Raw genomic sequence first — 24,351 nt, 5'->3', positions numbered from 1 at the left:
GGCTCGTCGCATGGGCAGGAAGAAGAGCTTCGACGAGCATTCCGTCATCGACGCAGCCATAGCCGTGTTCAGCGAACACGGCTACGCGGGAACCGATGTGGGGCTGGTCTGCGAACGCGCGAACATCGGCCGCTCGAGCTTCTACAACGCCTTCGACAGCCTCGACGCCGTCTTCCTCCGCGCCCTGCGCGACTATACGGCCACGGGCATCCCACTGAGGGAGGAACTCGACCACAGCGCCGAGCCCGCACCCGTCCTGCTCATGCACCGCCTCGGCGGCGCCCTTGAGCAGCAGTGCGAAGACGAGAACCGGACCGGATGCCTGTCGGCGAATACGGCCGCCGAACTCGGCCGCGAAGTCGATGCCGTGTGCTCCATCCTCGACCCCGATCGCGACGCGTGGCTCGACACCTACTCAGGCATCATCGAACGAGGTCAGAGCGCCGACCATGTCCTCGATGACCTCGACCCCCGCATCCATGCCCAACTCATCCACAGCGTGCTCGCCGGCCTGCGGATCGCCGCCCGGGTCATGCCCGAAGACCACGTCCTCGCCCAGGCCAGAGCCTTCGTCGCAGGACTGTGCACTCCGGCCGGAAAGGCCACCCTCGAGACCGGAGGTACCCCCGTGAGGGCAGGTTCCTCGACGAAAGGCGGCTCCACTCGATGAACACCTCAGCACCGCCTTCCCTCAGACCCCGCGTCCCCGCTCAGGTCTACCTTCTGGCCGCCGTGATCTTCTGCCTCGGCACCAGCGAGTTCATGATCGCCGGAATCCTCGAGCCGCTGAGTGCGGATCTGGGCGTGACCATCCCACAGGCAGGCCTGCTCATCACCGGTTTCGCCGTCGGCATGATCGTCGGGGCACCGGCCATGACGCTGTTGACGCTGACCCTGCCCAGGCGGGCGACGATGATCGTCATGATCATCGGCTTCTCCGCCCTTCACATCCTTGCGGCACTGTCGCCGAGCTACGGGCTGCTCATGGTCTCCCGGGTGCTGTCCGCCTTCGCCTGCGGCGGATTCTGGGCCGTCGCCGCAGTTCACACCTCGGCCATCGCTCCCGCCGCGGTGCAGGGCCGAGCACTCGCCAGCCTCGTCGGCGGGCTCACCGTGGCCAATCTCGTCGGCGTGCCGATGGGAACGTGGATCGGCACCCAGTTCGGGTGGCGTTCGACGTTCTGGGCGGTCGCCCTCGTCACCGCGCTGGCCGCCGTTCTCATCGCCGTGACCACCCGGTCGAGCGCGAAGTCCGCCGACCCAGCGAAGTCCGCCGACCCAGACGAAGCAGAATCGCCCGCTCCCGCGGAGGCGGCCCCCAGCCTGCGTACGCTGCTGAGTGCCGAGATCGCGGCGTTCAAGGGACCCCGAATCTGGTTGGCCCTGGGCACGACGGCGCTGTTCCAGGCTTCGGTGTTCGCGTCCTTCTCTTACTTCTCCCCGCTGCTCACTCGGGTGGCCGGCCTGTCCGCGGACCTCGTTCCCGCAGTCCTCGCGGCCTTCGGCGTCGGTGCCTTCGTCGGTGTCGTCGTCGGCGGGCGCTTGGCCGACAGGAACATCTTCGGCAATATCGTCGGCAGCCTCACGGCCCTGGCACTCAGCCTCGGCGCCCTGTGGCTGGTAGCCGACCATGCGATCCTTGCCGTCATCATGATCGTCCTCGTGGGCGCCAGCGGTTTCTCCATCGCCGGGGCGCTCAACGCCCGCGTCTTCCAGATCGCGACTCAGGCGCCGACCCTGGCCGCGAGCGTCAACACCTCGGCCTTCAACGTCGGCAATGCGGTGGGACCTGCCGTCGGTGCCTGGGTCATCGCCGCCGGCTTCGGCTTCCCCGCCACGGTTGTCGCCGCCATCGTCCTCGCACTCGCTGCGCTCGTCGTGGTGGCCGTGGCGATCCGCGTCGAACGCTCGTGGACACCGCAATCAGTATCCACCCTCGCCGAGGCGGCCTGCTAGTCCCAGCGAACCGTACAGTCCCAGCAGAACGTCCGCTTCACCCAGTCCGGGCAAGGGTCAGTTGAGAGTCCCTGGCGCCTGCAGCCGCTCCCTTCTGTCGATCCACGGTTTGACCCAGGTCATCTGTTCGGGAACCAGAGTCTCGCCGCAGGCGCTGCACACCTCGCCCTGAGTCGTCTCCTGCCCGCAGGCTTCGTGGATGAGTCCCATATGGCTTCCGCCGGCAGGCAGTTCGGTGTGCTTCTCAGCCCACAGCGACAGCTGCTGGAGGATCGGAAGCAGATCCGCGGCTGCCTCGGTGGCCGCGTAGCCTTGGCGGATCCGGGCCCCATCGGCGTAGTCGACCTTCGTCAAGAGCCCGGCTTCGAGCATTCCTGACAGCCGCCGGCTGAGGACGGCCTCGGAGATTCCGAGATTCTCGCGCAGCTGATCGAATCGTCCCTTTCCGTGGAGGACGTCGCGGGCGATGAGCAGCACCCACGGATCGCCGAGCACATCGAGCGACCGCTTCACCGGGCAGAACTCCTGCGACCAGTCCGAACGCAATGCCATCTCGGCTACCTTTCTCCAGCGAAGTCTGTTTAAACTGTCTCCAGTATAACTTCTTTGAAGAAAGCCCGAGGGATCGATGTCGACCACTCCACCCGTACAGCGGAGGCACCGCCGGATCCACCCCGCCTGGTGGGTCGCTGCCGTCGCCTTCATCGCCCTGCTCGCCGCCGCCGGGTTCCGTGCCGCTCCCGGTGCCCTCATGGTCCCGCTCCATGCGGACTTCGGGTGGTCGATGAGCAGCATGTCCCTGGCTGTGAGCGTGAACCTGCTGCTCTACGGGCTCACCGCACCTTTCGCCGCGGCGCTTATGGACCGCTTCGGCATCCGCCAGGTCGTCGCTGCAGCGCTGGCGCTGGTCGCCCTCGGCGCGGGCGGGAGCGTGCTCATGACCGCGTCCTGGCAGCTGCTCATCTTCTGGGGAGTGCTCATCGGGCTGGGCACCGGTTCGATGGCCCTCGTCTTCGCTGCCACGATCGCCGATCGCTGGTTCCTCGCCCGCCGTGGGCTGGTCATGGGCATCCTCACGGCAGGATCGGCCACTGGCCAGCTGATCTTCCTGCCTCCGGTCGCCACGATCGCCGAGTCCACCGGCTGGAGGCCCGCGTCCCTCCTCATCGGCATCGCGGCGATGGCCGCCGTGCCGCTGGTCTGGTTCGTCCTCCGCGATCACCCCTCTGACCTGGGCGTCCTGCCCTACGGAGCCGTCGACACCGACGCTTCGACAGCCACCGACGGCGCCCCCGCCAAGCGCCGCGGCACCGGGGCCACCAGACGGGCTTTCGAAGGACTCTTCTTCGCCGCCCGACACCGATCATTCTGGGCTCTGGCCATCGCCTTCGCGATCTGCGGAGCCACGACGAACGGCCTCATCGGCATCCACTTCATCCCGTCGGCTCACGATCACGGAATGCCTGCATCAACGGCGGCCGGTCTCCTCGCCGTCGTCGGAATCTTCGACATCGTCGGGACGATGTTCTCCGGGTGGCTGACCGACAAGTTCGATCCCCGGATCCTCCTCGTCGCGTACTACACCTTCCGTGGAGTCGGCCTGCTGCTCCTGCCCTGGCTGCTCTCGGACACGGTTCACCCGAGCATGATCCTCTTCATCGTCGTCTACGGACTCGACTGGGTGGCGACGGTCCCACCGACGGCCGCGCTGTGTCGGGAGATCTTCGGTGACAACGGCACCATCGTCTTCGGCTGGGTCTTCGCCGCCCATCAGATCGGGGCCGCCGGCGCGGCGTTCGGCGCGGGTGTCGTCCGTGACGCCTTCGGTGAGTACACCTATGCCTGGTGGGGCGGAGCAGCCATGTGCGTCATCGCCGCGGTCCTGTCGTTCGCGATCAAGCGCCGCCTCGTCGATGATCGCCGGGAACCCGCCACCGCCGAGGCGGCCGCCTAGACCCACCCACCCGACGTCCAGATCCCCCAGTTCAATCCGCCCGCGGACGGGCTCACCGGACGGTCACCCCTGCTCTTCCGGCTCCCACAGCTCGATCCGATTCCCTTCGGGATCGGTCACCCAGCCGAAGCGTCCGATTCCGTCCATCTGCTGGGTCTGGTCGTCCACCTCGGCGCCGGCAACGCGGAGCTGCGCGATCATCGCGTCGAGGTCGGCGACACGGAAATTCAGCATCGTCTGCTGCCGATCCTGGCCTTCCGGCCGCGTCCCGAAGTAGTCGGTGTCGGCTTCGAAGAACCCGATCACGGTCGGTCCCTCCGGCTGCTGCCACAGCCCGTGATCGCCGAAGTCGACACCGAAGACATCTCGGTACCACGTCGTCATCGCCTCGGGGTCGGAGGCCCGCAGGAAATATCCGCCGATTCCAGTCACTCTCTCCATGCCCGAATCCTATTCCCGATTCCCAATCCCAGGGATGGACTCAAGTGTCGCGGAATGTCGGGAGACTGTAGTTTGTTACAGGGCACAGATCGTCAACCCGTGAAAGGACGTTCCATGAGCAAGTTCGCTGTCACCAATGCCAACACCGGCGAAGTCGAGGAGGAGTTCGCCTCCGTACCCGTCGATGAGATTCCCGCCTACATCGATCGTGCCCATGAGGCGCACCTGGCATGGAAGGAGACGCCGTTGCATGAGCGCGCGGCGATCCTGCGGAAATTCGCCGATCTCGTCGATGAGAACGCCGATGAGATGACCGACATCATCGGACGCGAGATGGGCAAGATCAAGAAGCAGGGACTCGGCGAGGTCGACAAGGTCGCCCGCACCGCCCGCTGGATGGCCGACAACGCCGCCACTCACCTGTCCACGACCCACCTGGCCGCCGCCGGCGCCGCCAGCAGCTATGTCGAGCACCAGCCGCTTGGCGTGCTGCTGGGCATCATGCCGTGGAACTTCCCGTACAACCAGATCGCCCGCTTCGTGCTGCCCAACCTCATGGTCGGCAACACGATCATGATGAAGCAGGCGTCGATCTGCCCGAAGTCCTCCCAGTACTTCGAGGACCTCCTCACCGAGGCGGGGCTGCCGAAGGGCGTGTACCAGAACATCTACCTCGACTCCTCCCACGCCGAGGAGGTCCTCAAGGACTTCCGCGTCAAGGGCTTCTCGCTCACCGGTTCCGAGGGTGCCGGCGCCTCGGTGGCCGCGATCGCCGCGAAGTACTACAAGCGCGCGGTCCTCGAGCTCGGCGGAAACGACCCGGCCGTCGTCCTCGACTCGAAGGACGTCGCCTCGCTCGCGCAGAAGCTCGTCGGGATTCGTCTGGCGAACGCCGGCCAGGTCTGCACCTCGCCGAAGCGCATGATCGTCGTCGATGACCTCTACGACGAGTTCGTGGCGGAGGCCGTCAAGGCCGCCGAGGCTACGAAGGTTTCGGACTTCGACGACCCCGAGGCCGGCATGGGACCGGTGTCGTCCGAAGGTGCTCGCGACGAGATCATCGGCATGATCGAGAAAGCCGTCGCCGATGGTGCGACCCTGCTCACCGGCGGCAAGAAGCTCGACCGCCCGGGCTGGTTCATGTCCCCGGCCGTGCTCACCGACATCGACCCGCGTTCGGACCTCGGCTGCAACGAGCTCTTCGGCCCGGCCGTGATGATCTACCGTGCCAAGGACGAAGAGGATGCTCTGCGTCTGGCCAACGACACCGAATACGGCCTCATGTCCTCGGTGTGGACCGACGATCTGGAGAAGGGTCAGGAGTTCGGCAAGAAGATCAACGCCGGAATGACGCTGATCAACAGCCACATGGAGTCCGGACCGGAATACCCCTTCGGTGGCATCAACCGCTCCGGCTACGGCCGCGAGAACGCTCAGTGGGCGTTCCAGGCGTTCACCAACGAACACCTCATCCGCGTCCACGCCTGATCTGTTCGTTGCCGGGCCTGAGCCCCGCGCAATAGTCGACGCCCGGTCTGCTGCAAGTCATTCGCAGCCGACCGGGCGTTGTCGTATCTGTCGCAGTTGTCGTATCTGTCGTAAGCGGACGAGGCGGGGAGACTCTCGCCCCGATGTCCGCACTGATGCCGATCTGCAGGCGTCTGACAGGCGGTCCTCCAGCCCTCAGCTGGGTCGGGGTCCGACGCGGATCGCGTCGGCGGCGTCGAGGGCGAGCTCGATGCTCTCGTCGCCGATGCTGACCGCGATCGCCGAGGCGGCCGAGCTGATCGATCTCACCTGCAGCTTCGTACCGATGACGATTCCGCGTTCGGTGAGGTACCGCAGCAGCTCGGGCGAACGGTCGGAGACGCGCACGACTTCGACCTCGACGCCCGGGACGGTCTCCTGCAGCCGCCTGCTCGGGAATTCAGCCGTATGCCCGTCGACATCGGGGATCGGGTCACCGTGCGGGTCTCGCTCCGGATTCCCCAGCGCCGCGTTCATCCGCTCGAGCACCAGGTCGGAAACCGCATGTTCGAGCCGGTCCGCCTCATCGTGGACCTGGTCCCAGGTCAGGCCCAGAGCCTCGACGAGGTAGGACTCGACGATGCGGTGGCGCCTGACGATCTCGACGGCGATCTGCCGGCCCACATCCGTGAGCACGATCTGTCCGTAGGGTTCGTAGTCGATGTAGCCGTCGCGGGCGAGCTTCTTGAGATTCGCCGAAACGGTCGAGGCGGTGACTCCCAGCTGCTCGGCCATCTCGGTGGTGGCGGGGCGACCGCCCGGCCATTCGTAGGCTTTCCAGATGAGAGTGACGTAGTCCTCGACCATGCGAGTGACAGCGGGGCGCGGCATGATCGTCATTCTACGCGCGGGCACCGGGCGAATTCGGGTCGGAGGACGCCGTGGCGATCGATTCGCGGTTGGGTTCGGCCGCCTCGGTGATGTCCGACCCACCGAAATCGGCCTGAGGCCTGCGGAACGGGGCCGCGAGGGTGGGGAGGATGTCAGCCCGGTGGAGGATGAGGAAGACGATCGCCAGCACCGCCTGGATCGCGGAGAGGATGCAGCGGCCAGACGTGTCCGTGACCAAGAACTGCAGTCCGAAGAGCGCGGCCAGTCCCAGCGCAGGTGCCCAGTGGAAGCGCAGGGCCAGGATGATCGCAACGCCGAGGATGGTCTGCGTGGCCGTGAGTGCGAACTCCTCGATCTGGCGGCCGTCCAGGGGCAGCCCGAGGCCGCCGCCACCGGCGAAGTGGGCGATCGGCAGGGAGCCGACAAGCAGGCTCCATTGGTTGACCTTCGAGGCGATGAGCGTGCCGATGGCCGCTCCGCCCATGCCGCGCAGGGCGAACATCGCGGCGATGATGAACTCGGGCGCCTCGGAGGCCAACGGGGCGAGCCACTGGACGAGGAAGTAGCTGTCGATGCCGAGGCTCTCACCCGAGGCCACGAGCGCATCGGCGAACGGTTCGGCTGAGGTGAGGATGATCGCAGCGGAGACGACGAACATCAAGATCACGGTGATCCGACGGGCCTTCTGTGGCATGGCGACGATGAGGGCTGCGGCGCCGACGAACTCCTCTTCTTCGTCTCCGGCGGACTGTCCGGCCCGCCAGAGGTAGGCGGCGAAGATGAGGATGAGTGCCGAGCCGAACCAGATGGGGATACTGCCCAGCAGCGGTATGGCAAAGGCGATCACGCCGAGGATGACGAGGAAGCCGATGTCCATCCGGCTGCCCGAGTCGAGGCGCAGGGAGTGCTGGACGGGGGACTTCGTTCGCTTGGCCATGCGACGGGCGACGAGGAGCGCGATGATGACGACGAGCGGCCAGCCGAAGCCGAGCAGCAGTCGGTTGGATCCGGTCATGTTCGCCGCCGCGAAGTGCAGATAGTCGGGATCGGATCCGGATCGGAAGGCGTAGTAGAGGTCCACAGCGTACTCGGGGAGGACAGCGATGAGGGCCAGCAGGGCGATCGCGAGCGCGCCCGAGATGTCCTTCTGCGCCGCCTCGGCTGCCCAGGCCAGCAGGAAGGCGGCAGCGACGATTGCGGCGCCGTAGGTGAGGAGCTCGAGGACCGGGGCGAGTTCGACGCCGGTGACGCGAAGCACCACTGCGGGTGCGGCGATGAGCAGGCAGATCGCGATGCGGCGAAGAATTGCTGTGGGCATGTCTCAAGACTTCCCACCGCAGATCGGGTGTGTCTACGGACAACTGAGACTTAGACGTCTCCAACAATTCCGGCAGGTCCCGGGATCGGCATGTTTCTGCGGATCTCGCAGCCTGCCGAGATCAGGGCGTGTGCCTCAGATCACCCGTGTTCGGACAGTGCTGCGGTGAGGTATTTCGCCGAAGGACCCGCACCTGCCGCGGCAACGTCAGCGGGTGCGCCTGCAGCGACGAGCCGTCCGCCGGCGTCACCGGCACCTGGGCCGAGTTCGATGACGTGATCGGCGACGGCCACCACGCGCATATCGAGTTCGACCATGACGACGGTGTTGCCGGCATCGACGAGTGACTGCAGGTGGGCGACGAGGCGGTCGGCATCGGCGCAGTGCAGTCCTGACGTGGGTTCATCGAGCACGTAGAGGGTGTCGCCGCGCTCGGAGCGCTGCAGTTCGCTCGCGAGCTTGACCCGCTGTGCTTCGCCGCCGGAGAGTTCGGTGGCGGGCTGGCCGAGACGCAGATAGCCGAGGCCGACGTCGATGAGCGCAGTCAGCGAACGGATGATGTCGAACTCGCCGGTGAAGAAGTCGTGGGCCTCTTCGACGCTCATCCCTAAGATCTCGGCGATGTTGCGTCCGCGCCACAGGATCTCGAGCGTGCTCGACTGGAAGCGGGTGCCGTGGCAGTCCGGGCACTCGGTATAGACCGACGGAAGGAAGAGCAGCTCGACCATGACGGAGCCTTCTCCTTCGCAGGTCGGGCACCGTCCGCCGGAGACGTTGAAGGAGAACCGTCCGGGTTTGTATCCGCGTTCTTTCGCCTCGGGAGTCTCGGCGAAGCGGCGGCGGACATGGTCGAACAGACCGGTGTAGGTCGCCACATTGGACCGGGGCGTCCGGCCGATGGGGTTCTGGTCGATGCTCACGACCCGACGGAATCCCGTGAGGTCTCCGGTGACGGTTCCGCGCAGCTCTTCGGTATCGTCGACGAGCAGCAGATCATCGCCTTCGGGAGCGGGGTCATCAGTGGAGGTGGACGTTCCCAACCGGTCGCCGACGATTGCCGGCAGCGCCTGGCTGACGAGGCTGGACTTGCCCGACCCCGATACTCCGGTCACGGCGGTCAGCGCGCCGAGAGGCAGGTCGAGGCTGACATCGTGGAGGTTGTTGCGGCGGATGTTCTCCAGCCGCATCCACCCGTGGGGCTGACGTGGTTCGTGGGGTTCGAGTCCGCGGTTGCCGAATACATAGCCGCGGGTCACCGATTCGTCGACCTCGGCAAGACCGGCAGCGGGGCCGCTGTAGAGGACGTGCCCGCCGCGTTCGCCGGCTCCGGGTCCGATGTCGACGAGCCAGTCGGCATGGCGCATGATGTCGACCGAATGTTCGACGACGAAGAGACTGTTGCCGCGCGCCTTCAGTCCGTCGAGGATGCCCATGAGTGCATCGACGTCCTGCGGGTGGAGACCGGCCGAGGGTTCGTCGAGCACATAGACGACCCCGAAGAGGTCGGAGGTCAGCTGTGTGGCCAGCCGCAGTCGCTGCAGCTCTCCACCGGAGAGCGTCGGCGTGGTCCGATCGAGCGAGAGGTACCCGAGCCCGAGATCGCTGATGGGCTTCAATCGGTCGATGAGGCCCTCGCCGAGGCGGACGAACGCGGCGAGCTTCTCCGCCGAGGGATGATCGTCAACGGAGGAGTGATCCTCGGCGGCAGACTGGCGCCCAGATGACGACGGCGCGTGATCGCCCGCGTCCATGGATGTTCTCGACTCCGCGACGGCATCGCTGAGGATCTGCATAAGTTCATGCAGCGGCAGGGCGGAGAATTCGGCAATATCGAGACCGGCGATCGTCACTGACAGTGCCTCGGGTCTGAGCTTCTTTCCCTGGCAGATCGGGCAGGGCGCAACGGTGAGGAACTCGGAGACCCGCCGCTTCATCGCAGCACTCTTCGTGTTCGCAAACGTATCGAGCACGTATTTGCGGGCTCCGACGAAGGTTCCCGAATAGGTCGGTTCGGCACCTGCTGCGATCGCTTCGCGCGCCTCGGCCAATGTCAGCCGGGAGTGGACGGGAAGGTGCGGGGTCTCCTCGGTGTAGAGGATCCAGTCGCGGTGCTCTCGCGGCAGATCCTGCCACGGAACATCGACGTCATAGCCGAGGGCGACGAGCACGTCCCGCAGCTGGTGGCCGTGCCAGGCCTTCGGCCAGGAGGCAATTGCGTGCTCCCGGATCGTCAGCGTCGGATCCGGGACCATCTTCTCCTCGGGCACCTCGTAGACGCGGCCGATTCCATGGCATTCGGGGCAGGCTCCTTCGACTGTATTCGTGGAGAACACCTCGGCCAGCAGCATCGGCTGATCATCGGGGTAGTGGCCGGCACGGGAGAAGAGCATGCGCACGAGGCTGGACACCGTCGTGATGCTGCCGACGCTCGAGCGGGCGCTGCGCCCGCCGCGCTGCTGCTGCAGGGCCACGGCCGGCGGCATCCCCGTGATTGAATCGACGTCAGGGACTCCGGCCTGGTCGATGAGCCTGCGGGCGTAGGGGGCGACGGATTCGAGGTAGCGGCGTTGGGATTCGGCGTAGAGAGTGCCGAATGCCAAGGTGGACTTGCCCGACCCGGACACTCCGGTGAATACGACGAGTGCATCCCGAGGCATGGTGAGATCGACATTGCGCAGGTTGTGTTCCCTGGCCCCTCGGACTCGCACATCCGGTTGGATCTCGGTCGAGGACATCGGGCCCGAGGACGCAGAGGAGATCATGAGGTCATGGTACCAAGGACGGACCTCGGAGCACCGGGACGGCCGAACGCAGAACCCCTCGTTCCACGAATCGGAACGAGGGGTTCGGTGCGCACCATTGTGCCGCTGTTATGGAGCGGTCATCATTCGGCGGGGCTGGCGTCGGTCGGTTCGACCACCTCGGCGGGGTAGTCCTCCTGGTCCTCGGGCTTGCGGATGAAGAATGCGAGGACGATGGGGACGATCGCGATGACCGTCGCCAGCAGGAACGCGGCGTGGCCACCGGGAGCGCCCGCCTCGGGGATCGACTTGCCCTCCGCCTGGCCGGTGTGCAGGGCCGCGGAGTAGATCGAGATGAGCAGTGCGGTTCCGGCTGCACCTGCTACCTGCTGCAGGGTGTTCAGCGCGGCCGAACCATGCGAGTACAGGTGGCGCTCCAGCGATCCCAGAGAGGCGGAGAACAGCGGAGTGAACGATGCGGCCAGGCCCAGCGACATGACGATCTGGACGATGATGAGCAGCCAGATCGGCGTTCCCACGCCGGCCGTCGAATACGCGAACATCGAGGAAGCGATCATGATCGTGCCCGGTACGAGCAGCGTCTTGGGGCCTCGGGCGTCGTAGATTCGACCCATCACCGGTCCGAGCAGGCCCATGAGCACCGAACCCGGCAGGAGGACGAGGCCGGACTGGGTGGCGCCGAGTCCGACGACGCTCTGCAGGTACAGCGGCAGCAGGGAGAACGTCCCGAACATCGACAGGGCGACGACCGCCATGATGATGACCGAGAAGACGTAGTTGCGCGAATTGAACACACGGAGGTCGAGCAGGGCGCGATCGTCCTTCTGCAGGACGAGCTGGCGCCACACGAAGAGGGCGAGGAAGACCAGTCCGCCGCCGATCGTCGCCCATGCCAGTGCGGTTGTGGACCCACCGCCGGACTCACCGCCGTGACCGCCGCCGAACTGGCTGAGGCCGTAGACGATGCCGCCGAAGGCGAACACGGACAGGATGATGGAGATGACGTCGATCGGGGCGTGCGTCGACTCACCGAGATTGGTCATCCACTTCGCGCCGAGTGACAGAGCGATGAGCGCGATCGGCAGGATGATGCCGAAGAGCCAGCGCCAGCCCAGCGAATCGAGCACGATGCCCGACATCGTCGGTCCGATGGCCGGGGCCAGCGAGATGACGAGACCGACTCGACCCATCATCCGTCCGCGCGAATGCGCAGGGACCACATTCATCATCGTGGTCATCAGCAGAGGCATCATGATGCCGGTGCCTGCGGCTTGGACGATCCGTCCGATGAGGAGCAGGATGAATCCCTGCGAGACGAGGCAGATGAGCGTGCCTGTCGAGAACAGAATCATCGCGGCCAGGAAGATCTGGCGCGTGGTGAATCGCTGGAGGAGGAATCCGGTCGTCGGAATGACGACGGCCATGGTGAGCATGAAGGCGCTGGTCAGCCACTGGCCCTGCTCCGGAGGGATGCCGAGGGACTTGTTGAGTTCGGGGATGGCGATGGCCATCGTCGTCTCATTGAGAATCGCCACGAAGGCAGCCACCAGCAGCAGCCAGATAACCTTCATGCCTGCGGGGTCGATGGTCTCGGGCTGATGAGTCTGAGCGTGTGCGGGTGAGCTGTCGCTGGACAAGACGGTGCTCCGTTCGGATGTGTCTGTGGTGCCCGGGATGTGGGCGGAGGTCGCACGCAGATGCCGAATCGACGCGCAGACGATTGTCTTAACAGCAACTCAGACTAACGTATTCCCGATTCCCGCCGACAGTGGGGAGAACCCGAAACCGCAGCGACCTTCGTCACTGCCGAGTGTTGCAGGGAGAACAGACGTGGGTGGCGTCCGGTGACAACTCCCCGTGACGTCGGGTCCGGCCTCAGCGAACGACGAAGGCTCCGAACCGCAATCGGTTCGGAGCCTTCGTTCTACGAGTGCTGTCTCAAAACTACTCGAGTGGAGGTAAGGGGACTCGAACCCCTAACCCTCTGCTTGCAAAGCAGATGCGCTACCAATTGCGCCATACCCCCGAAACGGGTTCACACCCTCACACCGAGTCGGTGTGTTCGGACCATTCGGCCTGGGCACTCTGGTTCTGGTGCCGCCACCCGAAGAACACTCCCAGTCCCACTAACGTGAGACCGCTGAGAATCCATCTTCTCATGATCCTCCTCGAAAGGAAATCCTGTTGTGACAGGACGTGGGCCTACCTGGACTTGAACCAGGGACCTCTTCGTTATCAGCGAAGCGCTCTAACCGCCTGAGCTATAGGCCCTTATCGGGTGAACCCGAAGTAAAACAATACCCATCCAGGCCAGACAAATACAAATCGGCACCCAGTGACACCCCTCACACCCTCCCAGAACTACCTGACGGCGGCCCAGCAACCTCGCGCGAGGTTGCTGGGCCGCCGTCAGGTAGCAATTAGGGGAGGGGTCAGTCGTCGGTGAGGGTGAGGCTGAATCCGCCGGCGATGAGGGAGCCGATGTTGTAGATGAAAGCCGCCAGGGTCGACAGCGCCGTCATCAGCACGATGTTGATGACCGCGATGATGAAGCCGGCAGCGACGACTCGGCCGAAGCCGAAGATGCCGATGATCCGCTCGGCCGACTCCGCGCCGGCAAGCTCACTCATGGTCGACTCGAGGCCGCTCATCACACCGGTCGCCTGCAGCACGACCCACAGCACGATGAACGCGACGATGGTGGCGATGCCGATCGCCACGGACATGAGGAACGACATCTTCATGACCGACCACGGGTCGACCGCGGAGACGGTGAGGCGGACGGTGCGGGGGCCCTTTTTCTTCTTGCCCTTTCCGCCCTCGACCATGTTCTTCACACCCATCTTCACGCTGCCGGAGCTCGCGCGGACGGTGTTCGCGGCATTTCCCATCACCGAGGTGGCGCCGCGGTTGCCGCCGCTCGATCCCTGGGAGCCTGATCCCTGCGATCCGGAGGCCGGTGCTCCGACCCCCTGGGAACCGGTCTGGGCACCCGATCCTTGAGATCCGGTGTGGGCCGATGGCGTCGATCCGGCCGAGGGCGCGCGGTTGGGCTTCGGCGAAGCCTTCGGTGCGGGAGGTGCGACGACGGTGGCGTTCTGGCTGTTCTGACCCGAGGAGCCGCGACCGGACCCGGATCCCTGATTCGCGCCGGACCCGGACTTCGAACCCGATCCGGATGTTGCAGCCGACTTCTCGTCCGACTTCGACGATCCGGCCGTCAGACGGGTCGAGCCGCTCGACGTGCGTATGATCTTGCCTGAGCCTGGCTGTTTGCTATCGCTCACTCTTCCACATCCTCGTTGCCGGTCTGAGGCTCTGCGACCTCACCTTCCGGGACTTCGGCATCGTCTTCGCTTTCGATCTCGTCTTCGACCTCGGCTTCGGGACCACGGGTCACTGCGATAATACGATCTTTCTTATCCGGTTTCGCGAACACCACACCCATGGTGTTGCGTCCCTTCGCCGGAACTTCATCGATGCTCGACCGAACGATCTTACCTCGCTCCATGACCACGAGGACCTCCTCACCGTCTTCGACGATGAGTCCGCCCACCAAGTCTCCGCGCTGTTCGGTGATCTTCGCAACCCGGATTCCCAGACCGCCGCGCCCCTGCAGGCGGTACTCGTCGACCGGGGTGCGCTTGGCGAACCCGGCTTCAGTGACGACGAAGACGTGGGTGTCCGGCCGAACGACGTCCATCGTCAGCAGCTCGTCGTCGTCTTTGAACTTCATACCGGTGACGCCACCGGTGACTCGGCCCAGGGGACGGATCGACTCGTCATCGGCGGCGAAGCGGATCGACATGCCCTTCCGCGAGATCAGCAGCAGGTGATCCTCGGCACCGACGATGCGGGCCGAGACCAGCTCATCGGGCTGACCCTTGTATTCGCGCAGGTTGATGGCGATGACACCGCCGGTGCGGTTCGAGTCGTACTCGCTCAGGCGGGTCTTCTTCACCACACCGGACCGGGTGGCGAGGATGAGGAAGTCGGCTACCTCGTAGTCCCGGATCGACAGCACCTGTGCGATCGTCTCACCCGGCTGGAGGGCGAGCAGGTTCGCCACGTGCTGGCCCTTGGCGTCCCGTGAGCCCTCGGGCAGCTCATAGGCCTTCGCCCGGTACACGCGACCGGTGTTCGTGAAGAACAGCAGCCAGTTGTGGGTCGAGGTGACGAAGAACTGTTCGACGACGTCGTCGCCGCGCAGCGCCGCGCCCTTGATGCCCTTGCCGCCGCGGTGCTGAGCACGGTAGAGGTGAGTCTGGGTCCGCTTCGCGTAGCCGCCGCGGGTGATCGTGACGACGACCTCTTCCTCGGGGATGAGGTCCTCCATGGACACATCTCCGTCGAATCCGGCGAGGATCTTCGTGCGGCGATCATCACCGTAGCGTTCGACGATCTCGTCGAGTTCCTCGGACACGATCTCACGCTGGCGAGCCGGGGTTGCCAGGATGTGGTTGTACTCGGCGATCTGCTGCTCGATCTTCTCGGCCTCTTCCTGGATCTTCAGACGCTCCAGTGCGGCCAGACGGCGCAGCTGCAGGTCGAGGATCGCATTGGCCTGAAGTTCGTCGACCTCGAGCAGCTCCATCAGACCGGTCCGCGCCTCGTCCGAGGACGGGGAGCGGCGGATCAGGGCGATGACTTCGTCGAGGGCGTCGAGGGCCTTGAGGTAGCCGCGCAGGATATGAGCGCGCTCTTCGGCCTTGCGCAGCCGGAACTGCGTACGACGGACGATGACTTCGATCTGGTGCTTGACCCACAGCCGCAGGAACGAGTCGATGCTCAGTGTGCGCGGCACGCTGTCGACGAGGGCCAGCATGTTCGCGGAGAAGTTCTCCTGCAGCGAGGTGTGCTTGTACAGGTTGTTGAGCACGACCTTGGCCACGGCATCGCGCTTGAGCACGATGACCAAGCGCTGACCGGTGCGGCCCGAGGACTCGTCGCGCAGATCGGCGATGCCGGCGACCTTGCCGTCCTTGACGTAGGAGGCGATCTTCGCGGCCAGGGTGTCCGGGTTGACCATGTACGGCAGCTGGGTGACGACGAGGCAGGTGCGGCCCTGGATCTCTTCGACCTCGACGACGGCTCGCTGAGTGATCGATCCGCGACCGGTGCGGTAGGTGTCCTCGATGCCCTTGCGGCCGAGGACCGTCGCGCCCATCGGGAAGTCGGGTCCCTTGACGATGCCGAGGAGGGCTTCGAGTGCCTCTTCTTTGCTCGCCTCCGGGTGGGACAGCAACCACTGTGCGCCCTGGGCAACTTCCCGCAGGTTGTGCGGAGGAATGTTCGTGGCCATACCCACGGCGATGCCGGCCGAGCCGTTGACCAGCAGGTTCGGGAACCTGGAGGGCAGAACCATGGGTTCCTGGTTGCGACCGTCGTAGTTGTCCTGGAAGTCGACGGTGCCTTCTTCGATGTCCCGGACCATCTCCATGGCCAGGGGCGCCATCTTGCACTCGGTATAACGCGGTGCGGCCGCTCCGTCGTCGCCCGGGGATCCGAAGTTGCCCTGTCCTGCCACGAGCGGATAGCGCATCGTCCACGGCTGCACGAGACGGACCATGGCATCGTAGATCGCCGTGTCACCGTGCGGGTGGTACTGGCCCATGACGTCGCCGACGACGCGGGAGCACTTGGAGAAGTTGCGGTCCGGCCGGTAGCCGCCGTCGAACATCGCGTAGAGCACGCGGCGGTGGACGGGCTTGAGTCCGTCGCGGACGTCGGGCAGGGCACGTCCGACGATCACGCTCATCGCGTAATCGAGGTACGACCTCTGCATCTCGAGGTTGAGATCAACCTGTTCGATCCGGTTGATTTCTGTTCCGATATCGTTCTCGTCGGCCAATGTGGGCTCTTCCCTTGTATTCGAACCGTGTCCGGCTGGATCTCAGCCGTGTGCGGCGGCGATTGGTGCGTGCAAAGAATGGGGGCGGGGCATCCGGACTCCCACCCTCACCGAGGCGGCTGCCCCGGTGAGGACGGACGCTCAGATGTCGAGGAAGCGGACGTCCTTCGCGTTCTCCTGGATGAAGCGGCGACGCGAATCCACGTCATCGCCCATGAGGACGGTGAAGATCTCATCGGCGACGATCGCGTCGTCCAGCGACACCTGCTTCAGCAGCCGGTGGTCGGGATCCATCGTCGTCTCCCACAGCTCCTCGTAGTTCATCTCGCCCAGACCCTTGTAGCGCTGGATCGCGAGGTCCTTGGGCAGTCGCTTGCCTGCGGCCCGCCCGGTCTCGAGGAGTCCGTCGCGCTCCTTGTCCGTGTACGCGAACTGGTGCGGTGCGTTCGACCACTTGATGCGGTAGAGCGGCGGGGTGGCGAGGTAGACGTAGCCGTGCTCGATGAGCGGCTTCATGTACCGGAAGATCAGCGTCAGCAGCAGGGTCGTGATGTGCTGTCCGTCGACATCGGCGTCGGCCATGAGGACGATCTTGTGGTACCGCAGCTTCTCGAGGTCGAACTCCTCACCGATGCCGGTGCCGAAGGCCGTGATCATCGCCTGGACTTCGTTGTTGCCCAGCGCTCGGTCGAGGCGAGCCTTTTCCACGTTGAGGATCTTTCCGCGCAGCGGCAGGATCGCCTGGGTGTTCGGGTTGCGGCCCTGAGTCGCCGAGCCGCCGGCCGAGTCACCCTCGACGATGAAGACTTCGGATACGGAAGGGTCCTTCGACTGGCAGTCCTTGAGCTTGCCGGGCATGCCCGAGGACTCGAGCAGTCCCTTGCGGCGGGTGGCCTCACGGGCTTTACGTGCGGCTAGCCGGGCCTGGGAGGCCTGCAGCGCCTTGCGCACCACGTCCTTGGCCTGGGCCGGGTTCGACTCGAACCAGTGTCCGAGTTCGTCGCGGACCACGCGCTGGACGAAGCCCTTGACCTCGGAGTTGCCGAGCTTCGTCTTCGTCTGACCTTCGAACTGGGGGTCGCCGAGCTTGACGGAGATGACGGCGGTGAGTCCCTCGCGGATATCGTCGCCGGTGAGGTTGGGATCCTTGTCGCGCAGCAGCTTCTGATCCTTCGCATACGCGTTGACCAGCGAGGTCAGTGCCGTGCGGAAGCCCTCTTCGTGAGTACCGCCCTCATGGGTGTTGATGACGTTCGCGTAGGTGTGAACGGACTCGTTGTACGACGTCGTCCACTGCATCGCGATCTCGAGCGCCAGAGTCTGTTCGCCCTCTTCGGCTTCGAAGACGATGACATCGGGGTGGACGAGATCGGCCTTCTTCGTCGAGTTGAGGTACTCGACATAGTCGAGCAGGCCGTTCGCGTATTCGTAGGTGACGGTGCGCGGCTTCCACTCGTTCGCCTCGTCCTCGTCGATCTGGACATCCTCGTCATCGACCTCGTTGTGGCGCTCATCGGTGAGGCTGATCTTCAGGCCCTTGTTGAGGAAGGCCATCTGTTGGAAGCGCGCACGCAGGTATTCGTAGGAGAAGTCCGTGGTCTCGAAGATCGAGCCATCCGGCCAGAAGGTCACGGTCGTGCCGGTCGCATCGGTCGCCTCGCCGCGCTGCAGTTCGCCGGTGGGCACACCGCGGACGAAGTCCATGTTCCACACATAGCCGTCGCGCTTGACCTCGACTTCGAGTCGTTCGGACAGCGCGTTGACGACGGTCGAACCCACACCATGGAGACCGCCGGCCACGGCATAACCGCCGCCGCCGAACTTGCCGCCGGCATGGAGGATCGTGAGGATCACCTCGACGGTCGGCTTGCCCTCCGTCGGGTGCATGGCCACCGGCATTCCACGGCCGTCGTCGGATACGCGGACGCCGCCGTCGGCGAGGATGGTGACCTCGATATGGTCGCAATAGCCGGCCATCGCCTCGTCGACCGAGTTGTCGACGATCTCCTGAACGAGGTGGTGGAGACCGCGTTCCGAGGTCGAACCGATGTACATGCCGGGTCGTTTCCGGACTGCCTCGAGACCCTCGAGCACAGTGATGTCGCCGGCATCATAATGAGGCTGATCCTCGGTCGTCATATGACTCCTTGTTCGGATGGTCGCTATCAGCTCCCCATTCTACCGCGCCGCACGCTGAAATGCCCGTAAGCGGCCTGTGAAGGCGTATTTCCCGAATTTTCGTGCCGCAGATGTACCCCCGGACAGGTGAGGGAGCGGCTATGGCCGTTTAAGGCCTTCTGTGTTCTTCTCATAAATGCAGGGACTCTTCCCGGAATTTCGCCGAGGCAGCCGCCCCATCTCAGCCGAATGTGTCCCTGGGTCCGCGGCCGGCCACCGATCGTCGGCCGCGTTTGAAGGTGCGCCCCTGTGGCCCCTTGATCTCGATCTCGGTGATCGTCGCCGAGCCCAGGCCTTCCTCGAGCTTGCGCAGGATCGTCGGTTTGAGCACTCGCAGCTGGGTCGCCCAGGTCGTCGAGTCCGCCGCGATGACCAGCAGCGGAGGAGAGAAGTCGACGGGAGTCGCGTGCTGGGCCACTTGGGACCCGACGAGGTCGGGCCACCGGCCGAGCACCTTGCCGATGTCGAGTGAGGACGACCAACCGCGGTCGGAGATGAGAGAGCCGAGCACGGAGGACACCGATTTCGGGTCACGGCCGTCTCGGCCCGATCCGGAGTAGACGACTTCGCCGCGGAGACGTGAACGTCGACGGCTGCGGACGAACTTCGCTTCGGTGACCTCCATCCGCCGTACTCGGTCGAGGGCTTCGAGGGCGGCGACGGGAGTGGAGTAGTCCCGTTCGATGCCGCTCATGTTGCGCTGCTCTGCAGGAGGCGGGACTGGTCGATCCGGACTCCCTCGAGGCCATCGGGCAGATCGGAGTCGACGGCCGAGGTGATGAAGACCTGTTCGGCCGAGGTCACTCTGGAGGCCAGACGCTGCCGTCGACCGGTGTCGAGTTCGGCGAAGACGTCGTCGAGGACGAGGATCGGCTGTTCGGCGGCACTTCCGGCATCGGCGGAGAGCAGATCCCAGCCCGCCAGCTGCATCGCCAGCGCCAGAGACCACGTCTCCCCGTGAGAGGCGTACCCCTTGGCCGGATGCGTTCCGATCGTCAGCGACAGATCATCGCGGCCGGGTCCGTGCAGGGTCAGTCCGCGCTCGATCTCCGTCGTCCGGCGACGGTCGAGGGCTGCGAGCAGCAGCTCCTTGCAGTCGGCCGCGGACTCGGCCTGCGAGTAGTCGATGCGCGAACCGTAGGCGATATGGGCACCTTGCCGCTCCAGTCGGGCGTCGGCGGCGATATAGGCGAAGTTCGTCTGCAGCGGCTCGACGATGTCGGCGAGGATCCGCTGCCGACCGAAGACGAGCTCGGCCGCGGAGTCCGCGTAGGCCATGTTCCAGATGTCGAGGGTCGCCTCGAGGCCGGGATCGCGGTCCTCGCGGAGCCGTTTGAGCAGAGCATTGCGCTGTTTGAGTGCCCGTTCGAAGTCCGTGATGATCGAGGCGAAGCGCGGGTTGCGCGCCACGACGAGGGTGTCGATCCAGGAGCGGCGTTCGGCCGGTTCGCCCCGCACCAGGCTGAGATCCTCGGGGGCGAAGACGACGCAGGAGACGAGGCCGAGGATGTCTTTGAGCTTCACCGCATTGCGGTTGACCCGGGCTCGATTGGCTCCTTTGGCCTGGATGGTCACCTCGACGGTGGCGTGGCGCTGATCCCGGTTGACCAGTGCCGACACTGTCGCCGCCGGTCTGCCCTCGTGGACGAGAGGAGCGTCGAACGCGACCCGGTGGGAGCGCTGATGAGCGAGGTACCCGATCGCCTCGACGATATTGGTCTTCCCGGTCCCGTTGTCAGCCACGAATGTCGTGACTCCGGGTGAGAACTCGAGGTCGAGCTCCGGATACGACCGATAGTCACGCAGGGAGAGTCGGGATATCCACATTCAGATGCGCGTGGGCATGAGCAGATAGCGATAGGACTCGTCGGCAGGACCGTCGAGTTCCTTCTGCCCGGAGATGATGACCGGCTTCATCGGCTGGGTGAAGGAGAAGTTCACGTACGGACTCTCGACAGCGGCGAGACCTTCGGCGATGTAGTGAGGGTTGAAGCCGACGGTGATCTCGTCGCCCTGAAGTGTGGCTTCGACGGCTTCGGAAGCCTGAGCGTCGTCACCGGTGCCGGCGTGGAGGGTGAGCATTCCGTCGGTGACCTCGAAGCGCAGCGGGGTGTTGCGTTCGGCCACGAGCGAGACACGGCGCACGGCTTCACGCAGCACGGCGGTCTCGACGATGGCGTGGATCGGAACCGAATCCGGGAACAGCGACCTGACCTTGGGGTATTCGCCTTCGATGAGCAGCGAGGTGGTGACTCGGCCCGCCGAGGTGAAGGAGATGAGGTCCTTGCCGGCGTCGGTGCTCAGACCGATGGTGACATCTCCGCCGAGGGACTTCGAGACATCGGAGAGTGTGCGTCCGCGCAGCAGGGCCACGGCCGAGACGTCTGGACGTCCCGGGTTCCAGGTGAATTCGCGCACGGCCAGACGGTAGCGGTCGGTGGCGAGCATGGTGACCTTCTCGCCCTCGATCTCGACGCGAACGCTGGTGAGGATCGGCAGGGTGTCGTCCTTCGAGGTCGCGATCGTGACTTGTGAGACGGCGTTCTGGAACTCTCCGGCCGAAACGGTGCCGGAGTCGTCGGGAATCTGCGGCAGTGCCGGGTATTCGGCCACGGGCATCGTCATCAGCGAGAAGCGGGAGGATCCGCAGGTGACGTCGACCTTCGCATCGATCTGTTCGAGCGTGACCTCTTGGTTCGGCAGCGCCTTGGAGATGTCGGCGAGCAGACGGCCGGAGACGAGGACCGTTCCTGCGGAGGCGACATCGGCGACGATCTCGACACGGGAAGAGACTTCGTAGTCGAAGACGGCCAGGCGCACTGTGCCGCCGGCTTCGGCGGTGATGAGGATGCCGGTGAGGACCGGAGCGGAAGGACGGTTGGGCAGAGTCTTGGTTGCCCAGGCAACAGCGTCAGCGAGAACGTCGCGATTGACTTTGAACTTCAAGGGGGATGCTTCCGCGTTCACTTTACTCCTTCGGGGTGGCCACCCGACCTGCACTGGGCATCTGGCACAAGATTCCGGGTTGCGAGTCACAGGCTCGATACTGCTCGGAAAACTTTACACAGCCTATCCGATTTGTGCCCACCTCAGGAGTGCCGACCGAAAGAGGGTCCGAGGAGAGTGAATCTCGCATTCGAGAATCGTCCGAGATCCTGTGTTCGAATATTGCGGAGCTCAGCAACCGAGACGAGCTCGAGGTTGTGAGCTCGATGCTCACCCACCGCAGCAGTCGGTGGCGGTCGCCCTCTTAGGAGTTGAATTCACTTGGTAGAAGTATCAGCACTTGTGGAGATTGTGGATAAGTGCCTCTTACCCCAGAGTAATCAAGGGTTCTGACCGATTATGGGCTTGTGGATGCCATGTGCACCGCGACGAGGGCGTCGGTGGGCGCTTGGGTAAACACAAGCATGTAGTTCACATCTTTCCACCCGCGGAGCGCTTCTGTCCACCGTTCTGTCCCCAGCTGTGAGCAATTGTCCCCAGGGTTATCCACAGATGTGTATGACGTCTTCTATAGGCGGTGCTGTTGTTTAATGCGGTTTGTGAGTTCGGTGACCTGTGTGTAGACGGCCCGTCTTTCGGCCATCTGAGTTCGAATCTTCTTGTTCGCATGCATAACGGTCGTGTGATCGCGTCCACCGAACGCCTGTCCGATCTTGGGCAGGGAGAGGTCGGTGAGCTCACGGCACAGATACATGGCGATCTGTCTTGCCGTGGTCAGCGTCCGGGACCGGGAGGTTCCGCACAGGTCATCGAGGGTGAGGCTGAAGTAGGCAGCGGTCTGACCCATGATGTCCGCGGCCGTGACTGCAGGGGTGTCATCGGGGGTGATGAAGTCCTTGAGGACGGTCTCGGCCAAGGAGACGTCGATCTGCTGATCGTTGAGGTTGGCGAAAGCCGTTACCCGGATGAGGGCGCCTTCGAGCTCGCGGATGTTCGAGGACACCCGGGAGGCGATGTATTCGAGGACATCATCGGGGACGTCGAGCTGTTCGGCTGCTGCCTTGCGGCGCAGAATCGCGAACCGGGTCTCCATATCCGGCGGCTGCACGTCCGTGAGCAGACCCCATTCGAAGCGGGAGCGCAGCCGCTCTTCGAAGCCCTTGAGCATCTTCGGCGGCTGATCGGAGGTGATGACGACCTGCTTGGCCTCGTTGTGCAGCGCATTGAAGGTATGGAAGAACTCCTCGACGGTCGCATCCTTGCCCTGCAGGAACTGGATGTCGTCGATCATGAGGATGTCGACCTCACGGTAGCGGCGCTGGAAGGCCGGACGCAGGGCGTTCGAGGTCTTCGACGAACCGATCGTGTTGATGAAGTCGTTGACGAACTCTTCGCTGGAGACGTACTTCACGCGGATCTCGGGGAACAGCTGAGTGGCGTAGTAGCCGATCGCATGGAGCAGGTGGGTTTTGCCCAATCCCGAGTCCCCGTAGATGAACAGAGGGTTGTAGGCCTTGGCCGGTGCCTCGGCGACGGCGAACGCCGCGGCGTGGGCGAAACGGTTGGATGCGCCGATGACGAAGGTGTCGAAGGTGTACTTCGGGTTGAGCTGGGCGACGCCGGGAGCATCGACGGGCGGGCCCATCGGGGCGGCGGTCGCCTCGGCGATCTTCATCTCACGGTCGGTCATCCCCGAATCGGCCGGTACACGAGGCGGCTGCTGGGTGGGCGTCTGCGGTGCCGATGTCTGCGCCTGCGGCGGCATCTGAGTGTTCGGAGTCTGCGCGGCGGGCTGGCCCTGACCCGGTTGGCCCTGGTTCGGCTGGGCGAATCCGGGGGTCGAATGATCGGCTGGGGCAGGGCGCACCGGTTCGGCCGCCTCGGTGCGGGTGGGTTCCGGCGATCCCGTCGCCGAGGTGGAGGTGACCGGATCGATGGGAAACTGAGTTCCCGGGGTGGGTTCTCCGATGAGATCTTCGAAGCGGATCGGCACGTCGAGTTCGGGATCGACGACGAAGCCGAAAGTCACCTCGAACCCGAGGACCTTGGAGAACTCCCTGGTCAGGGGGCCGAGCAGTCGGGTCTCGATGGTGCGGCGGGTGTGTTCGTCGCGCACGGCGAGAAGGACGAGAGCATTGTCGACGAGGGCTTTGGGCACAGCCAGGGAGAGGAATCCCTTCTGGTGGGCCGTGAGTTCCGGGTCCTGATCCAGGGTTGAGACCACCGTGCGCCAGCGGCTGATGAGCTCGTTCTTGGAATTCGACACCGTCACATTTCCTCAGCTTTCAAAAAAATCGTTCTGGCGTGATCCACACCTGTGCATGACTTCCACATAGTTTTCCACAGAATGTGGATCAGTGCCGACTCAGGCCAGTGAATCTCCACACTCGTGGATAAGCTTGTGGAAAACTACATGGGTGTGACTTGTGGACGGGCGTTGGTGACGGAAACGCGAACGGTGATGAATTTCGGGCGAGCGTGACGTGAAACATGCGGATCCCGTTTGACCGCTCGGACAGAGCCTCGCTAAGATGGAGTGTCCTGTGTACCGGGCTTCATCCGATTATCCTGATTATCTTTTGGCTCT

The 24,351-nt window shown here is 64.6% G+C and carries 17 protein-coding genes and 2 tRNA genes; 4 read left to right on the top strand and 15 right to left on the bottom strand.

Going from position 1 to position 24,351, the window contains the following annotated elements:
* Nucleotides 1-10: 10 nt before the first annotated feature.
* Together GUY30_RS00095 and GUY30_RS00090 are read left to right on the top strand one after the other, a co-directional pair.
* Nucleotides 11-670: a TetR/AcrR family transcriptional regulator gene (locus tag GUY30_RS00095; RefSeq protein WP_167193044.1), complete on the top strand. Its 660-nt coding sequence runs from the start codon at nucleotides 11-13 to the stop codon at nucleotides 668-670.
* The gene (locus GUY30_RS00090) at nucleotides 667-1,956 is read left to right on the top strand and encodes an MFS transporter (RefSeq protein ID WP_167193042.1); all 1,290 of its coding nucleotides are present in this window, start codon (nucleotides 667-669) and stop codon (nucleotides 1,954-1,956) included. Before GUY30_RS00095 ends, GUY30_RS00090 begins: the two co-directional genes overlap by 4 nt.
* A 57-nt stretch (nucleotides 1,957-2,013) precedes the next feature.
* On the opposite strand, the gene GUY30_RS00085 is transcribed toward GUY30_RS00090, so the two are convergent.
* A complete protein-coding gene (locus GUY30_RS00085; protein ID WP_167193040.1) occupies nucleotides 2,014-2,508 on the bottom strand; it encodes a winged helix-turn-helix transcriptional regulator in 495 nt (164 codons plus the stop codon).
* Nucleotides 2,509-2,584: 76 nt separating this feature from the next.
* Between GUY30_RS00085 and GUY30_RS00080 the strand changes: the two genes are divergently transcribed.
* A complete protein-coding gene (locus tag GUY30_RS00080) occupies nucleotides 2,585-3,910 on the top strand; it encodes an MFS transporter (protein ID WP_167193038.1) in 1,326 nt (441 codons plus the stop codon).
* A gap of 63 nt (nucleotides 3,911-3,973) precedes the next feature.
* On the opposite strand, the gene GUY30_RS00075 is transcribed toward GUY30_RS00080, so the two are convergent.
* Nucleotides 3,974-4,351: a VOC family protein gene (locus tag GUY30_RS00075; protein WP_167193036.1), complete on the bottom strand. Its 378-nt coding sequence runs from the start codon at nucleotides 4,349-4,351 to the stop codon at nucleotides 3,974-3,976.
* A 114-nt stretch (nucleotides 4,352-4,465) separates the two neighbouring features.
* Here GUY30_RS00075 and GUY30_RS00070 point away from each other — a divergent pair, with 114 nt between their 5' ends.
* Nucleotides 4,466-5,839: an aldehyde dehydrogenase family protein gene (locus GUY30_RS00070; RefSeq protein ID WP_167193034.1), complete on the top strand. Its 1,374-nt coding sequence runs from the start codon at nucleotides 4,466-4,468 to the stop codon at nucleotides 5,837-5,839.
* A gap of 195 nt (nucleotides 5,840-6,034) precedes the next feature.
* On the opposite strand, the gene GUY30_RS00065 is transcribed toward GUY30_RS00070, so the two are convergent.
* The 13 genes from GUY30_RS00065 to dnaA form a co-directional block, all read right to left on the bottom strand.
* On the bottom strand, nucleotides 6,035-6,709 hold the full coding sequence (locus tag GUY30_RS00065; RefSeq protein ID WP_167193032.1) for a metal-dependent transcriptional regulator: 675 nt from the start codon (nucleotides 6,707-6,709) through the stop codon (nucleotides 6,035-6,037).
* A 10-nt stretch (nucleotides 6,710-6,719) separates the two neighbouring features.
* The gene (locus GUY30_RS00060; RefSeq protein ID WP_167193030.1) at nucleotides 6,720-8,027 is read right to left on the bottom strand and encodes a calcium:cation antiporter family protein; all 1,308 of its coding nucleotides are present in this window, start codon (nucleotides 8,025-8,027) and stop codon (nucleotides 6,720-6,722) included.
* A gap of 140 nt (nucleotides 8,028-8,167) precedes the next feature.
* A complete protein-coding gene (locus GUY30_RS00055) occupies nucleotides 8,168-10,789 on the bottom strand; it encodes an excinuclease ABC subunit UvrA (protein WP_167193028.1) in 2,622 nt (873 codons plus the stop codon).
* A gap of 122 nt (nucleotides 10,790-10,911) precedes the next feature.
* Nucleotides 10,912-12,360: an MDR family MFS transporter gene (locus tag GUY30_RS00050; RefSeq protein ID WP_167200528.1), complete on the bottom strand. Its 1,449-nt coding sequence runs from the start codon at nucleotides 12,358-12,360 to the stop codon at nucleotides 10,912-10,914.
* Nucleotides 12,361-12,742: 382 nt separating this feature from the next.
* Nucleotides 12,743-12,815 (bottom strand) — tRNA-Ala (locus GUY30_RS00045).
* Between the two features lie 171 nt (nucleotides 12,816-12,986).
* Nucleotides 12,987-13,060 (bottom strand) — tRNA-Ile (locus tag GUY30_RS00040).
* 161 nt (nucleotides 13,061-13,221) lie between these two features.
* Nucleotides 13,222-14,076: a DUF3566 domain-containing protein gene (locus GUY30_RS17825; protein WP_228281532.1), complete on the bottom strand. Its 855-nt coding sequence runs from the start codon at nucleotides 14,074-14,076 to the stop codon at nucleotides 13,222-13,224.
* Nucleotides 14,073-16,640 carry a DNA gyrase subunit A gene (gene gyrA / locus GUY30_RS00030; RefSeq protein ID WP_167193026.1) on the bottom strand — a complete coding sequence of 856 codons (2,568 nt, stop codon included), beginning with the start codon at nucleotides 16,638-16,640 and terminating at the stop codon, nucleotides 14,073-14,075. Before gyrA ends, GUY30_RS17825 begins: the two co-directional genes overlap by 4 nt.
* A 141-nt stretch (nucleotides 16,641-16,781) precedes the next feature.
* A complete protein-coding gene (gene gyrB, locus GUY30_RS00025; protein WP_167193023.1) occupies nucleotides 16,782-18,779 on the bottom strand; it encodes a DNA topoisomerase (ATP-hydrolyzing) subunit B in 1,998 nt (665 codons plus the stop codon).
* A 220-nt stretch (nucleotides 18,780-18,999) separates the two neighbouring features.
* Entirely contained in the window at nucleotides 19,000-19,512 is a 513-nt protein-coding gene (locus tag GUY30_RS00020) for a DciA family protein (protein WP_167193021.1), read from the bottom strand.
* The gene (gene recF / locus GUY30_RS00015) at nucleotides 19,509-20,645 is read right to left on the bottom strand and encodes a DNA replication/repair protein RecF (RefSeq protein ID WP_167193019.1); all 1,137 of its coding nucleotides are present in this window, start codon (nucleotides 20,643-20,645) and stop codon (nucleotides 19,509-19,511) included. The genes GUY30_RS00020 and recF overlap by 4 nt, the downstream gene beginning before the upstream one ends.
* The gene (dnaN, locus tag GUY30_RS00010; protein WP_172173149.1) at nucleotides 20,646-21,785 is read right to left on the bottom strand and encodes a DNA polymerase III subunit beta; all 1,140 of its coding nucleotides are present in this window, start codon (nucleotides 21,783-21,785) and stop codon (nucleotides 20,646-20,648) included. It abuts the gene before it with no gap.
* 547 nt (nucleotides 21,786-22,332) lie between these two features.
* Nucleotides 22,333-24,030 carry a chromosomal replication initiator protein DnaA gene (dnaA, locus tag GUY30_RS00005; RefSeq protein ID WP_167193018.1) on the bottom strand — a complete coding sequence of 566 codons (1,698 nt, stop codon included), beginning with the start codon at nucleotides 24,028-24,030 and terminating at the stop codon, nucleotides 22,333-22,335.
* Nucleotides 24,031-24,351 lie beyond the last annotated feature (321 nt).

Origin of the sequence: Brevibacterium pigmentatum (genome assembly GCF_011617465.1) — a bacterium.
Taxonomy (GTDB): Bacteria; Actinomycetota; Actinomycetes; order Actinomycetales; family Brevibacteriaceae; genus Brevibacterium; species Brevibacterium pigmentatum.
Note: the sequence above shows the minus strand (reverse complement) of the source record. Positions and strands in the feature narration are given on the sequence as shown.